The following is a 13,428-nucleotide window of genomic DNA, read 5'->3' as shown; positions in this document are numbered from 1 at the left end:
GGAGTCAATTTCCTCGTGCAATCCATTCGGCGAGGTGTGGGGCCTCGGTGCCGATCGTGGTTCCGTCACCGTGTCCGGTGTGGACGAGCGTTTCTTCGGGAAGAGCGAACAGCCGGTCGCGGATCGACCCGATGATGGTCGGGAAATCCGAGTACGACCGGCCCGTGGCGCCGGGACCGCCCGAGAACAGGGTGTCGCCGGAGAACAGTGCCCCGGCCTCGGGCAGGTACAGGCACACCGACCCCGGTGAGTGACCGGGCGAGTGGATCACCTGGATCTCGGTGCCCGCGATGGCGATCCGCTGTTCGTCCTCGAGATGCCAGTACTTGGCGTCGGGGTGGCTCATCTTCCACAGCACGTCGTCGCCGGGGTGCAGCAGCACAGGGGCGTGCAGACGCTCGGCCAGTTCGGGGGCGACGGTGACGTGGTCGTTGTGACCGTGCGTGCAGATCACGGCATTCACGTGCCTGCCTCCGACCGCGTCGATGATCGGCTGCGCGGTGTGGGCGGCGTCGACGATCACGACGTCGGTGTCGTCACCGATCAGCCAGATGTTGTTGTCGACGTTCCACTCTCCGCCGTCGAGGGCGAACGTTCCCTCGGTGACGACCCGCTCGATCCGCAATTGCCCGCTCACAGAACGACCACCGAACGCAGCACCTCACCGGCGTGCATGCTGTGGAACGCCGCTTCCACCTCGTCGATCTTGATGCGCTCGGTGACGAACTTGTCCAGCGGCAGCCGGCCCTGCTGGTACAGGTCGACGAGCACCGGGAAGTCGCGCTCGGGCAGGCAGTCGCCGTACCACGAGGACTTCAGGGATCCGCCGCGGGAGAAGAAGTCGATCAGCGGCATCTCGAGGGTCATGTCGGGGGTCGGGACACCGACCAGCACGACGGTGCCGGCGAGGTCGCGGGCATAGAACGCCTGCTTCCACGTCTCCGGGCGGCCGACCGCATCGATCACGACGTCGGCGCCGAAACCGCCGGTGAGTTCCTGCACGGCCGAGACGGCGTCCACCTGGCCGCCGTTGATCGTGTGCGTCGCGCCCAGGTCCTTCGCCCATTCGAGCTTCTTGTCGTCCCGGTCGATCGCGATGATCTTCACGGCGCCTGCCAGGCGGGCGCCCATGATCGCGGCGTCGCCGACACCACCGCAGCCGATGACGGCGACGGTGTCACCGCGGGAGACGTTGCCGGTGTTCACGGCGGCACCGAGGCCGGCCATTACGCCGCAGCCGAGCAGTCCGACGACTGCTGGGTCGGCGGACGGATCCACCTTGGTGCACTGTCCGGCGTGGACGAGCGTCTTGTCGGCGAACGCGCCGATCCCCAGGGCGGGAGTCAGTTCGGTGCCGTCCTCGAGCGTCATCTTCTGCGCGGCGTTGTGCGTGTCGAAGCAGTACTGCGGGCGGCCGCGCTTACAGGCGCGGCACTGACCGCAGACGGCGCGCCAGTTCAGGACGACGAAGTCGCCGACCGCCACGGACGTGACGCCTTCGCCGACACTCTCGACGATGCCGGAAGCCTCGTGGCCCAGCAGGAATGGGAACTCGTCGTTGATCCCGCCGTCGCGGTAGGTGAGGTCCGTGTGGCACACACCGCATGCCGCGATGTCGACTACCACCTCTCCGGGACCGGGGTCCGGAATGTTGACGGTCGCGATCTCGACGGGGGCACCCTTGGAGCGGGCGATGACGCCTCGTACCTGCTGCGGCATTGGACTCATTCCTTCGGTCGATCAGTCATAGCGGGATCGATGCATGGCCATAAATGCACCTCTCCCGAGACCTTACGTCCCGGAAGTTCACGGAGGGACTGATCGAAGTGAGAGGTTGACCTAGCCGGAATGCCAGCCGCTCACTGAGGTCTTGCGGCAGAGGTCATGGCAGGAAACTGACGGTTGACACGCCGCGGTATATACAGGACTATACATCTCGAAGAGTGAGGCACACCACATCGATCACGGAGTTCTGATGACCCGGAGAGATTCCAGCTCGACCGAGGAACCGCCCCCGCCCCATCCGGTGGTGCTCGACGGCGCCCAGCTCACCGTCGACCAGCTCACGGCGCTCGCCCGGGAACCCGTCGTGATCGAGCCCGACCCCGCAGCGCTCGACCACGCACGCCGTTCGTGGGAGACAGCCGTGCGCATCGCCGAACGGCAGCCCATCTACGGACGCACCACGGGTGTCGGGGGCAACCGGGACACCTCCGTCTCCGACGGCGTCGACCAGGACCTTCGACTTCTCCGCAGCCACGCCACGGGTTCGGGCCCCGCGCTGCCGGATCACGTCGTCCGCGCCGCCATGATCATTCGCGTCAACCAGATCCTCAACGGCGGATCCGGTCTGCACCCCGACATCGTCACCGCGCTGATCGATGCCGTCGCGGCGGACGAACAGCCCACCGTGCACGCTCGCGGGGCGATAGGCACCGGCGACCTCAGCGCGTTCTCCGAGATCGCGCTCGGGTTGATGGGCGAGGCACCGCTGCGGGACGGTCGACTCGTCACCCGGTGGACCGCACACCAGGGTGACGCACTCCCACTGATCTCGACCAACGCGATGACGGTCGCGCTCGCGGCGTCGGCCACCGACAGCGTGGCGAACTGGCTGGAGCACTCGCTGATCGTCGGTGTGCTGTCGCTACTGGCGACGCGCAGTTCCGTCGAACCGTTCGCGGCACGGGTGCAGGCTGCCCGCAGGCACCTCGGCCAGGAGGAGGTGGCCGGCCGGGTCCGGGAACTCCTCGCGGGCCACCGCGTACAGGCCGCCCGCGTGCAGGATTCCTACGGGTTCCGCGCCCTGCCGCAGATCCTCGGGGCGACCTGGCAGGCGCTGCAGCGGTTGCGGGGCACGCTCGCGATCGAGATGAACTCGTCCTCCGAGAACCCTCTCATCTCCGTCGAGGACGACGCCGTGTTCCACAACGGGAACTTCCACGGAATGCCGATCGCCCTCGCCGTGGACGAGGCGAAACTCGCGCTGTCGAGCGCGGCGCTGTTGTCGCAGTGCAGACTTGCCAATCTCTCCGATCCGGTGGTCACCGGTCTCCGGCCGTTCCTGGCCGACGGTCCGGCGGGCAGCAGCGGCACCATGCTGCTGGAGTACACGACGTCCGCGGCCATCGCCGAGATCCGGATGGCCGCGGCGCCGGGCTCTCTCGGACACACCGTGATCTCCCGCGGAACCGAGGACCACGCGAGCTTCGCGTCGCAGGCCGCCACCCAGCTCACCGACATCCTCGCCCAGTCTCGCATCGTGCTCGCGTGCGAACTGATCTCGGCGGTGCGCGCCCTCGGCCAGCAGGACCACGACCTCGACACGACCACCGAACTCGGCGCGTACCTGGACCGGGCACGCGCGTGCCTGGACCCGCGGACGACCGACCGTCCTCTGAGCGACGACCTGAAAGCAGCGGTGAAGTTTCTGGAACAGATGCCCAATCCGGAGAAAGACACAACTCGGTAAAGCAGTCCCACGACACCGAACTTCCGAGTGTGTCTCCACTCGGATTACACGAAAGTAGCACGCGGATGATCACATTCGACAAAGTCACCAAGGCATATCCGGACGGCACGACAGCGGTGAACGAACTGGACCTCGAGTGCCCGAGCGGGAAGATCACAGCACTCGTCGGGCCGTCGGGATGCGGCAAGACGACGTCGCTTCGCATGATCAACAGATTGATCGAACCGACGTCCGGAACCATCTCCCTCGACGGCGAATCCACGGCGGACATGGATCCCGCGCTGTTGCGCAGGCGGATCGGGTACGTCATCCAGCACGCCGGACTGTTCCCGCACCGCACCATCGTGGACAACGTCGCGACCATGCCCAGATTGCTGGGAAAGACGAAGAAGGAGGCCCGAACCCGGGCGATGGAGCTGCTCGAGACGGTCGGTCTCGCGGCGAACTTCGCGGATCGGTATCCGTGGCAGCTCTCGGGTGGCCAGCAGCAGCGAGTGGGGGTCGCGCGCGCCCTCGCCGCGGACCCGGCCTTCATGCTGATGGACGAACCGTTCAGCGCTGTCGACCCGGTGGTCCGGAGCCAGCTCCAGGACGAATTCCTGAGACTGCAGAAGGACATCGGCAAGACGATCATCATCGTCACGCACGACATCGACGAGGCACTCCAGCTCGGCGACCAGGTGGTCGTGTTGCGGACCGGCGGGATCCTGGCGCAGGCGGCGACGCCGCTGGAGTTGCTGACCGAACCCGCCGACGAGTTCGTCGCCGACTTCGTCGGACGCGACCGCGGCTACCGTTCGCTGGGTTTCTCGAACCTCGGCGGCCGCGTGGAGACGATTGCCGAACCCGTTGCCCGTCTCGGTGATTCGGCATCCGACGCCCTCACCCGGACCACGGACGACTGGCTGCTCGTCGTCGACCCGGCGAACAAGCCGATCGGCTGGGTGCAACCGGCGAAGGTCGTCGACCGCATTCGCCCGGACGACGTGAATCTCAGCGGGACGGTCGCCGATGCGCACGGAACGATGCGGGCCCTACTCGACGCCGCCCTGTCCGCACCCAGCAAACGCGGTGTCGTCGTCGACGGCGACGGTGTGCTCGTGGGAACCGTGACGGCACACGCGGCGGTCGCGGCGATCGAGTCGGCGGATCTCGTGGCCACGGAGGCGATGGCCCGATGAACATCGAATGGCTCGGCCGCCAGTCCGATCGCATCGCCGAACTGGTCGGCTGGCACATCCTTCTCTCGCTCGTGCCGCTCGTCATCGGTGTGATCGTCGCGTTGCCGATCGGCTGGCTGGCGCATCGCAGTCGCCGGATCAACCCCTATGTGGTGGGGACGGCCGGCCTGCTCTACACGATCCCGTCGCTGGCGCTGTTCGTCCTGCTCCCGCCGATCCTCGGAACGAAGATCCTCGATCCGATGAACATCGTCGTCGCACTGACGATCTACACCGTCGCCCTCCTCGTGCGCGTCATCGCCGACGCCCTGGATTCGGTGCCGCAGGAGACGGTGCTCGCCGCCACCGCGATGGGCTACCGGCCGTACCAGACTTTGCTGAAAGTCCAGCTGCCGGTGGGTGTTCCCGTCATCTGCGCCGGACTGCGCGTCGCGGTCGTGTCGAATGTCAGCCTGGTCTCACTCGCCGCGCTGCTCGGAATCCCGCAGATCGGTTCACTGTTCACCCAGGGCTTCCAGCTGCGTTTCTACACTCCGATCATCACCGGTATCGCGCTGTGCCTGCTGCTGGCGCTGGTTCTCGATCTACTCATCGTGCTCGCCAATCGGTTACTCACACCGTGGACCCCGAAGGTGGTCTCATCATGATCGACTTTCTGCTCGACGGTGCTCATTGGACCGGACCCGAAGGCATTCCCGCTCTCCTCCTCCAGCACCTGATGTACACGTTCCTCGCCCTGTTCGCGGCGGCACTGATCGCGGTTCCGCTCGGACTGTACATCGGGCACACCGGTCGCGGAGCGGTCGTCGTCGCGGGCTTGGCCAACTCGCTGCGCGCCCTTCCCACCATCGGTTTGCTGATCCTGCTGGTGCTCGTCATCGCACCGTCGTTCTCGACCAAGCTGGCCTATCTGATTCCGAGCCTGATCGTGCTGGTGCTGCTGGCCATCCCCCCGATTCTCACCAACACCTACGCGGGCATCCGCTCGGTCGACCCGGCCGCCGTGGACGCTGCGCGGGGCATGGGGTTCCGGTCGATGCGCATCCTCACCGAGGTGGAGATGCCCTGCGCGCTGCCGCTGATGCTGTCGGGTGTGCGCAGCGCCGTGCTGCAGATCGTCTCGACCGCGACCGTCGCCGCCTACATCTCGCTGGGCGGACTGGGACGTCTCCTCATCGACGGCAAAGCGCAGAGCGACTACGCCCAGATGGCCGCCGGAGCGGTCCTCGTGTCCCTCCTCGCGCTTGCATTCGACCTGGCGATCGGATTCCTCACGGTTCGGGTCGTCTCACCCGGTCTGACGCGACGCGAGCGGAGCGGCGCGAACAAGCGATCCGATTCCGAAGACGCCGCCGTCGCAGCCCGACCCGCGTCCGCTCCCGAGCCCTCGCTGATCTGAAGGACATCATCATGAAGAAGGCATTGATCGTCGCGCTGACCGGCGCCACCCTGATGTCGTTGACGGCATGCGGGATCGGCAAGGACCCGTTGGCATCCGACGACGGCGGAAGCAGCGACGGTGCCATCGTCGTCGGCTCCGCGGACTTCCCCGAAAGCCAGCTGATCGCGACCATCTACGCGGAGGCGCTGCGCGCGAACGGCATCGACGTCACAGAGAAGCTGAACATCGGAAGCCGGGAGGTGTACGTCCCGGCCATCCGGGACGGCTCCATCGACCTGCTGCCCGAGTACTCGGGTGCGTTGCTCCAATACCTCGACAGCGCCACCACCGCGACCGCGTCGGACGAGGTGAGCGAGGAGATCAAGGCCAAGCTGCCCGCCGGGCTCATCGCACTGGAACCGTCCCCCGCCGAGGACAAGGACGTGCTCGCGGTGCGACCGGAAACCGCGGACGAGTACTCGCTCGAGACGATCGAGGACCTCGTGCCCCACGCCGACGAGCTGACCCTCGGCGGCCCGCCCGAATGGAAGACCCGGGAGAACGGCGTCGCCGGCCTGCGGGACAAATACGGCCTGACGTTCAAGGAGTTCCTGGCACTCGACGCCGGCGGTCCCCTGACGCTCAACGCCTTGCTGAGCGGTCAGATCGAAGTGGCGGACGTGTTCAGCACCGACCCGGCGATGCGTTCGGAGAACCTCGTGGCACTCGAGGACACCAAACACCTGTTCCTGGCGGAGAACATCACACCGATCATCAACGAGAACAAGGCAGGCGACGATGTCCGCGGCGTCCTGGCCGACGTGTCGGCGGCACTGACGACCGAGGATCTCATCGAGATGAACCAGCGGGTGGCCGACCTCGAGGACATGGGCGACATCGCCTGGGAATGGCTGCAGGACAAGGGGCTGGCGTCCTGATCATGCCCCGGGCGGGCGCGTCAGCTCAGCGCATCGAACGTCGCCGTCGCATATTGGGCGGTCCGGTCGGAGCCGAGAAGTCCCGGCCCCATCTTGTTCATCACGTACGTCATGGTCATCCGGCGCTCGGTGTCGACGACGACCTGCGAGCCGCCCCAGCCACCCCAGAAGCAGATGCGTCCTTCGGGGACGAACGGCACGGACGCGGGCGTCGGCAGACCGTACCCGATGCCGAATCGAATCGGTTGCCCCAGAGCCAGATCCACGCCGTTCGACTGCTCCTCGAAGATCAGGGAGATGGTGTCCGGCGACAGCAGGCGGACGCCCTCGAGTTCTCCCCCGCAGGCCACGACGGACTGTATCCGGGCGAGCGACCGGGCGTTGCCCTGGCCACCGGCCGCGCCGTTCTCCGCCTTGCGCCATTCGTCGGACCAGGACGCGGACGCGTCCGGTCCGGGGCCGGTGAACGTCCTGACGATGACACTGGCGGGGTCGAGGGAGGCCAGATCGATCGGCAACGGCGGCGGCGGGACCACGTTCGACACCCGGCCGAACTCCGACGGGTCCAATCCGATGTGGAAGTCGGCCCCCAGTGGCCCGGCGATCTCCTCCGCGACGAAACGGCCGAGCGTGCGCCCGTCGATTCGGCGGACGACCTCACCGATCAGATGGCCGTAGTTCAGCGCGTGATATCCGGACGCCGTGCCCGGCTCCCACCACGGCGCCTGGGCGGCGAGCCGTTTCGTCGACTCGGCGAGGTCGAACGTGTCCTCGACCGTGATCGGCTGATCCCACCCCGACACACCCGACGTGTGCGAGAGGAGATGGCGAACCTCGACGCGGTCCTTGCCTGCCGCGGCGAATTCCGGCCAGTACTTCGCGACGGGCGCGTAGACGTCCAGCAGTCCGCGGTCCACGAGCATCAGTGCGGCGAGCGCGGTGACCGTCTTGGTGCACGACCACACGTTGGTGATGGTGTCGCGCTCCCATTCGGTGGTGTGATCGGTGTCGGACCATCCGCCCCACATGTCGACCACCGGCTCTCCGTCGAGGGTCACGACGATCGACGCGCCGAGTTCCTCACCGGAGTCGAGATTGTCCTTCAGTGCCTCCTGCAACGCCGTGAAGCGCTTGTCGCACACTCCTCCGAGCTTGGTCACCTGTGGTTCCTCTCCACCAGCCGACGCAATTGATCTTGACATCGGATTCAATTTGAGGGTTCCAGTGTGATCCCGACCCTCATGTGATGTCAATCACTCGTTTCGTGGCGACTCATCCGGACGAGCCCCGACCTCAGCCGGTCACGGGCAGCACCAGCGCCTGCCCCGGGTCACCGGACGCGATGGTGACCTGGTGCGGCACCAGGCTTCCGCGGAAGCTCGGATCTCCCCCGGACACCACGAGGCGAACGCGGTGCCCCTCGTCGAAGCGGTGGACGATGGCCGGCATCGTGACCTCGAGGGGCTCACCGGGTGCCACGATGCGCACCGGAGCGACCTGTCCGTTGATCAGCGTTTCGGTGCCGTCGGGAGCCACGTCGTACAGCTTCGCGAAGACCACGACCGAGTCCTCGACCCCGGTGACCGCGGGTGCAGCGGTGACACGGACGTCGAGCGTTGGGGCGCCCACCACGTCCAGCGGGGCGTCGAGGATGCCGGACGACCATTCGGCCTGGGTGCCGGGGATCATGCCCTGCGGGACCTGGTTCCCCGGCCGGGTGTCCGGTGCCTCCCGGTCGGTGGGGAGGCCGCCGGGCAGCGTGTTCAGCGTCTGCGCGCCGGGAACGATGCCGTCGAATCGGTCGGTCAGTGCGCCGTCGCCGGAGAGGGAGAGCGAATAGTCCTGGCCTACCTCAATATCCGAGGATTCGGCGTACGCGGGTGCGGCGTTGCCGGTGTAGTCGACCCAGTTGCGGAAGTAGCTGAATACCGGCCCGGTGTCGACCGCGCTGTCCTTCAGATAGTGGTCGAACCAGTCGACCATCCGGCCCGTCTCGTACTGGGTGTCGGGGTTCGGATCCTTCATGCTGATCTCGCCCTCGGCGGGAGTGAGATCGGAATGCCCCCAGCTGTGCCAGATCATCTTCACGTCGTTGCCCTGCGCCTGCAGGGACTCGAACGTGGCCGTCGCTTCGTTGAGGTCGAACAGGGTGTCCTTCTGGCCCTGCATGATCAACGCCGGAATCTTCACCCGGTCCGCGTACGACACCACGGACGACCGGCGCAAGAAGTCGACGGACCCCGGGTCCGGAAAGCCCTGCACCGCGGCCTGCGTCAGCGCGGGGCACGCGGGGTCGGCGAAATTGGGGCAACCCAACGCCCGCACAGGGTCCTGCGCGTAGCCCTCGGCCCGGGGGTTGGTCACGCCGATGGCCCCGAACATGAGCGACCACACCACCTTCGACGCACCGGGAACCGACGTGCTGACCCCGGTGATCTGGTCGGTGCCGTTGGGCGCGAGCGAGTAACTGAGGTCGTTCCACGTGATCATCGGGATGATCGTGTCGATCCGGGGATCCACCGAGGCCGCGGCGAACTGCACGGCCCCGCCGTAGGAACCGCCGACCATGCCGACCCGCGGATCGTGCGCCTCGGCGACGCCGTGGTGAGCGGTCGGGTCTTGCACCACGTAGTCGAGACCGGGGACGGGGACGGTGTGCGCGGGATCGACGAACGCCATGCCGTCGCGTCCACCGAGGAAGCTCACCAGTTCACTCGCCGCGCGCCCGTCGTAGTCGGGGTTGTCCATGTGAATCTTGCAGCCGGAACCGCCGAAGCCCAGCCCGGAGTACGCGAGCACCGCGTAACCGCGGGACGCGAGGAACGAGGCGATGCCGGCCTGATCGTTCTTGGAACCGCCGAAGCCGTTGGTGGTGAGGACGGCGGGCACCCGATACGACGCCGACGCCGAGTCGGGTTTGTACACGTCGCCGATCACGTCGCACGGCTCGTCCCGGTTCGGTCCGACGAGAACCTGGAAATGGAGCGTGGTCTTCGTGAACCCGACCGGATCCGCTGCCACCGGGGCCGACGCCGCGATCGGTGTCAGTACCGCGGCCGCTGCCGTCACCACCGCCAGAGTTGATCTACGCGCCCTGTGTTTCACAGCCCACCCGCCGTCCGTCACTCCGCCCCGAGCACCTCCGACGAGCGTAAACGCTCTGGACGCACGACCAACTCAGGCTGCCGGTGTGTCGCGGCACCGGTGTGCGGCGCGGCTCGCGGACTCGCTCAGGTCGTCTGCCGCACGGTTGCGCCCCTCGTGCGGTCTATATTTGAACCCCGTGCTGGTCGATTCCATCCGTACCCTGTGGCAGCACTGCCGTGCCTACAAGATCGTCGGCGCGCAGGGCACCCTCGACACGCCGGGAGACGACTCGTTGTGGAGGTACCAGGAACGTCTCGTCGAGGCCGCCCGCAAGGGCGACGCCGACGCTGCGGCCGCCGTCAACAATGAGTCGTTGATCAACGCGACGTCGCGGATCAGGGTGCAACTCGCCGCCCAAGAGGATGCTGGCTAGCCCGTAGCGGCAACGGTTTTCGCGGACCCGCCGGGTTCCTCCCGTCGACCTGCGCGGTGAGCGTCAGGGCACCTTCGGCGGGTTGTCGGGGAAGAGGAGGGCACCGATCTCCTTGCCGATCGGCACAGTGTTATTGGCGTTGGCATTGGCCGTCGGTCCGAGCGTGGCGTAGACGACGATCGTGGTCTTCGACTCCGTTTCGTAGAGGGCGATGCCGTTGTAACCCCCGAATGCCGGGTTCATGAGCAGCCAACTGCCCAGGTGAACGGTTCCGAATGCGAAGTACTTGTCCGCAGTCAGCGGGCCCAGCCCGGCGGTCTTGTCCGCCATCATCTCCGTGAACGCCGTGTCGGACAGGAGTTCGCCGGTGCCGAGCGCCCGAACCCACCGCGCGACTTCGGCCACCGTCGAGTTCATGTTGCCGCTGTTGAGGAACGCCGTGGGATTCCAGAACGTGGAGTCCTCGAAGACGCCACGTTCGTTGGTATAGCCGTGCAGGATCGGTTCACTGATCTGGGGTGTCAGCACCACGCTGCTCGCGTCCATCCCCAGCGGCGTGAAGATCCGCTCCTTCAGGAGGTCGCCCAACGGCTTTCCCGCCGCCTTCTCGAGTACCACACCGAGTAGGCACAGGTCGCTGTGCGCGTAGGCAAAGCTGGTCCCCGGTTCGAACAGCGGCGGGCGGGCGTTCGCCAGGTCGAAGATCTCCTGAGACGTAAAGCCTTTGATCGGATTTGCGTAGAAGATCTTCAGGAAATCGGGGTTGGTCACGTAGTCCGAAATGCCGGTGGTGCTGTTGGCGAGCATCCGCGGGGTGATCTTGTCGGCCCGCGGAAAGTCGGGCACCCACTTGGCGATCGGCTCGTCCAGGCTCAGCGTTCCGGCCTCGCCCAGCTGCAGCAGAACGGTCGACAGCATCGGTTCCATCGGCTGGCCGACTCGCAATTGCATGTCACGCGTCGCGGGAACGCCGAGCGGAGACTCCCCCACCGCCCCGGCGACGATCTCCTCGTCGCCGCGCCACACACCGAACACGGCGCCGCTGAGATCGAGCTCCGTCAGCTTGTCGCGAACGATATCGACGATCTTGTCGGCGTCGGGATCATCGGTGTGCGCGACGTCGGGACCGTGCTCCGCTGCTTGCTGTTCGCCGCTGCGATCGTCCGATCCGCAAGAAACTGTGGCGAGGACCAGAACGATGCTGAGCGCGGTGGCCGTTCGACGCAGCCGGCTACAAGTCGACAAGCTCATGGGGTCGATCCCTTCGTACGCAGAGGTCGAGTGGGAGTCGCTGCTCACTGGGATTCTAGGCGCAGACTGTCGTTGCCCAGGGAGGTTCCGCCCGTTATCCGATCGGCTGGTCGAGCGGCAACAACCAGCAATTTTCATCCGAGAGGAGCCCGGTGGTGCCATGTGGCACCACCATTGAGCCATTAAACCCTTGCGATGGTGCCATCGCTGTGCCACGATGGCACCATGGATTTGACACCGTATGTGAGCAACCTCGGACGTGAATTCGCCACCCTCGCCGAAGCCGGCGGTGACGAATCCCGTGCGTTGGTCGAGCGCCTGACCGGGTCGCTCGAATCGGCGATCCGGATGACGCTGCTGGACGCACTGTCCGCCGCCGCCGACGAGATCACCCAGGATCTGGCCCCGGGATCGGTGGAGTTGCGCCTGCGCGGACGCGACCCGAACTTCGTCGTGACCGCGCGGCCCGCCGAGCCGATCGAGGAACCGGTCGAGGACGATGCGGCACCGGCGGACGGTGGCACCCCGATCGCCGAGGACGGCCCGACCGCGCGGATCAACGTGCGCCTACCCGAACAGCTCAAGGCCGCGGTCGAGGAGGCCGCAGCCAAGGAGGGGCGCTCGGTCAACGCCTGGCTGGTCCGCGCGGCCTCGTCCGCGCTGCAGCAACCGGACCGCGTCCAGCACGCCCAGCAGCGCGGCAAACCGACCAAGCAGAGCCTCACCGGCTGGGTGCGCTAGCCGCACCGCCTTACCCACACCACGTCCCCGACCTGCGGGGATGTTTCACCAACTCATCCTGAGGGGACAGCTATGCCCAATTTCGATACACCCGAACCGATTTCCGTCACGATCGAGCTCGGCGTCGGCAATGTGCGGATCACCGCGAGCGACCGCACCGACACCACCGTCGACGTGCGCCCGAGCGACGCATCCGATGAGTCCGACGTGCAGGCCGCCCAGCGGGTCCGCGTCGACTACGCGAACGGCGTGCTCCAGGTCATGGGGCCGAAAGCGCGCGTTCTCGACTTCTCCCGCAAGTCCAGGTCGGTGGAGGTGTCCATCGACCTGCCCAGCGGTTCGCAGGTTTCCGGCGAGGTGCAGGTGGGAGACCTCAGCGGCACGGGCCGGCTCGGGCAGTGCCGGTTCAAGACCTCCACCGGGAACGTCCGGCTCGAGCAGACCGGTCCGTTGCGTGTGGACACCGCGGCCGGTCACGTCACCGCGGACGGTGTCGCGGGCAACGCCGAGATCCGCACCGGCTCCGGGAAGGTCCGCATCGGCGAGATCGAGGGCTCCGCAATCGTCAAGAACTCCAACGGTGACACCGCGATCGCCGCGGTCACCGGCGACGTCCACGTGCGCTCGGCGAACGGCGACATCTCCGTCGACCGGGCCGGCGCGAGTGTCGAGTCGAAGACGTCCAACGGCAGCATTCGCCTCGGCGAGGTGGCCCGCGGTTCGGTCGAGCTCGGGACCGCGATGGGCGACCTGGAGATCGGCATCGCCGAGGGCACCGCCGCCTGGCTCGAGGTGAACACCAAGTTCGGGCAGGTACGCAACCTGCTGGACAACACCGCCCGGCCCGAGGCGTCCGACGAGACCGTCGAGGTCCGCGCGCACACCTCGTTCGGCGGCATCACGATCCGCCGTTCCTGATCCACTTCTGGACCTCGAGAAAGGGA

General features: G+C 66.8%; 12 protein-coding genes and 1 pseudogene. 8 read left to right on the top strand and 5 right to left on the bottom strand.

What is annotated here, in order from left to right:
- Positions 1–4: 4 nt before the first annotated feature.
- On the bottom strand, positions 5–637 hold the full coding sequence (locus JVH1_RS24230) for an MBL fold metallo-hydrolase (RefSeq protein ID WP_009475279.1): 633 nt from the start codon (positions 635–637) through the stop codon (positions 5–7).
- On the bottom strand, positions 634–1,719 hold the full coding sequence (locus JVH1_RS24225) for an S-(hydroxymethyl)mycothiol dehydrogenase (RefSeq protein WP_009475280.1): 1,086 nt from the start codon (positions 1,717–1,719) through the stop codon (positions 634–636). Before JVH1_RS24225 ends, JVH1_RS24230 begins: the two co-directional genes overlap by 4 nt.
- Before the next feature lie 256 nt (positions 1,720–1,975).
- Between JVH1_RS24225 and JVH1_RS24220 the strand changes: the two genes are divergently transcribed.
- The 5 genes from JVH1_RS24220 (at position 1,976) to JVH1_RS24200 (ending at position 6,972) form a co-directional block, all read left to right on the top strand.
- The gene (locus JVH1_RS24220; RefSeq protein ID WP_009475281.1) at positions 1,976–3,472 is read left to right on the top strand and encodes an aromatic amino acid ammonia-lyase; all 1,497 of its coding nucleotides are present in this window, start codon (positions 1,976–1,978) and stop codon (positions 3,470–3,472) included.
- Positions 3,473–3,537: 65 nt separating this feature from the next.
- Positions 3,538–4,653: an ABC transporter ATP-binding protein gene (locus JVH1_RS24215; RefSeq protein WP_009475282.1), complete on the top strand. Its 1,116-nt coding sequence runs from the start codon at positions 3,538–3,540 to the stop codon at positions 4,651–4,653.
- Positions 4,650–5,300, top strand: a complete 651-nt coding sequence (locus JVH1_RS24210) for an ABC transporter permease (RefSeq protein WP_043779172.1) — start codon at positions 4,650–4,652, stop codon at positions 5,298–5,300. The genes JVH1_RS24215 and JVH1_RS24210 overlap by 4 nt, the downstream gene beginning before the upstream one ends.
- Positions 5,297–6,052, top strand: coding sequence for an ABC transporter permease (locus tag JVH1_RS24205; RefSeq protein WP_043779173.1), 756 nt, complete (start codon positions 5,297–5,299; stop codon positions 6,050–6,052). Before JVH1_RS24210 ends, JVH1_RS24205 begins: the two co-directional genes overlap by 4 nt.
- A gap of 11 nt (positions 6,053–6,063) precedes the next feature.
- Entirely contained in the window at positions 6,064–6,972 is a 909-nt protein-coding gene (locus JVH1_RS24200; protein WP_009475283.1) for an ABC transporter substrate-binding protein, read from the top strand.
- A 20-nt stretch (positions 6,973–6,992) separates the two neighbouring features.
- On the opposite strand, the gene JVH1_RS24195 is transcribed toward JVH1_RS24200, so the two are convergent.
- Both JVH1_RS24195 and JVH1_RS24190 read right to left on the bottom strand, forming a co-directional pair.
- Positions 6,993–8,132: an EstA family serine hydrolase gene (locus JVH1_RS24195; protein ID WP_009475284.1), complete on the bottom strand. Its 1,140-nt coding sequence runs from the start codon at positions 8,130–8,132 to the stop codon at positions 6,993–6,995.
- A gap of 133 nt (positions 8,133–8,265) precedes the next feature.
- Positions 8,266–10,044: a CocE/NonD family hydrolase gene (locus JVH1_RS24190; RefSeq protein WP_192817828.1), complete on the bottom strand. Its 1,779-nt coding sequence runs from the start codon at positions 10,042–10,044 to the stop codon at positions 8,266–8,268.
- Between the two features lie 205 nt (positions 10,045–10,249).
- On the opposite strand from JVH1_RS24190, the pseudogene JVH1_RS24185 reads away from it, so the two are divergent.
- Positions 10,250–10,492: pseudogene (locus tag JVH1_RS24185) on the top strand (GntR family transcriptional regulator); the annotation flags it as partial.
- A gap of 63 nt (positions 10,493–10,555) precedes the next feature.
- Here JVH1_RS24185 and JVH1_RS24180 read toward each other — a convergent pair.
- Entirely contained in the window at positions 10,556–11,743 is a 1,188-nt protein-coding gene (locus JVH1_RS24180; RefSeq protein WP_009475287.1) for a serine hydrolase, read from the bottom strand.
- A 225-nt stretch (positions 11,744–11,968) separates the two neighbouring features.
- Here JVH1_RS24180 and JVH1_RS24175 point away from each other — a divergent pair, with 225 nt between their 5' ends.
- The gene (locus JVH1_RS24175; protein ID WP_009475288.1) at positions 11,969–12,484 is read left to right on the top strand and encodes a YlcI/YnfO family protein; all 516 of its coding nucleotides are present in this window, start codon (positions 11,969–11,971) and stop codon (positions 12,482–12,484) included.
- A gap of 72 nt (positions 12,485–12,556) precedes the next feature.
- Complete coding sequence (locus tag JVH1_RS24170; RefSeq protein ID WP_009475289.1) at positions 12,557–13,402, top strand: DUF4097 family beta strand repeat-containing protein; 846 nt, start codon at positions 12,557–12,559, stop codon at positions 13,400–13,402.
- Positions 13,403–13,428 lie beyond the last annotated feature (26 nt).

The sequence above is a fragment of the Rhodococcus sp. JVH1 genome (assembly GCF_000280725.2).
Taxonomy (GTDB): domain Bacteria; phylum Actinomycetota; class Actinomycetes; order Mycobacteriales; family Mycobacteriaceae; genus Rhodococcus_F; species Rhodococcus_F jostii_A.
This window is presented reverse-complemented; position numbering and strand designations above follow the sequence as displayed.

Coding starts and splice junctions, on each gene's coding strand:
- JVH1_RS24210 (WP_043779172.1), top strand. CDS start 4,650: ATGAACATCGAATGGCTCGGCCGCCAGTCCGATCGCATCGCCGAACTG.
- JVH1_RS24215 (WP_009475282.1), top strand. CDS start 3,538: ATGATCACATTCGACAAAGTCACCAAGGCATATCCGGACGGCACGACA.
- JVH1_RS24205 (WP_043779173.1), top strand. CDS start 5,297: ATGATCGACTTTCTGCTCGACGGTGCTCATTGGACCGGACCCGAAGGC.
- JVH1_RS24175 (WP_009475288.1), top strand. CDS start 11,969: ATGGATTTGACACCGTATGTGAGCAACCTCGGACGTGAATTCGCCACC.
- JVH1_RS24170 (WP_009475289.1), top strand. CDS start 12,557: ATGCCCAATTTCGATACACCCGAACCGATTTCCGTCACGATCGAGCTC.
- JVH1_RS24180 (WP_009475287.1), bottom strand. CDS start 11,743: ATGAGCTTGTCGACTTGTAGCCGGCTGCGTCGAACGGCCACCGCGCTC.
- JVH1_RS24220 (WP_009475281.1), top strand. CDS start 1,976: ATGACCCGGAGAGATTCCAGCTCGACCGAGGAACCGCCCCCGCCCCAT.
- JVH1_RS24200 (WP_009475283.1), top strand. CDS start 6,064: ATGAAGAAGGCATTGATCGTCGCGCTGACCGGCGCCACCCTGATGTCG.
- JVH1_RS24225 (WP_009475280.1), bottom strand. CDS start 1,719: ATGCCGCAGCAGGTACGAGGCGTCATCGCCCGCTCCAAGGGTGCCCCC.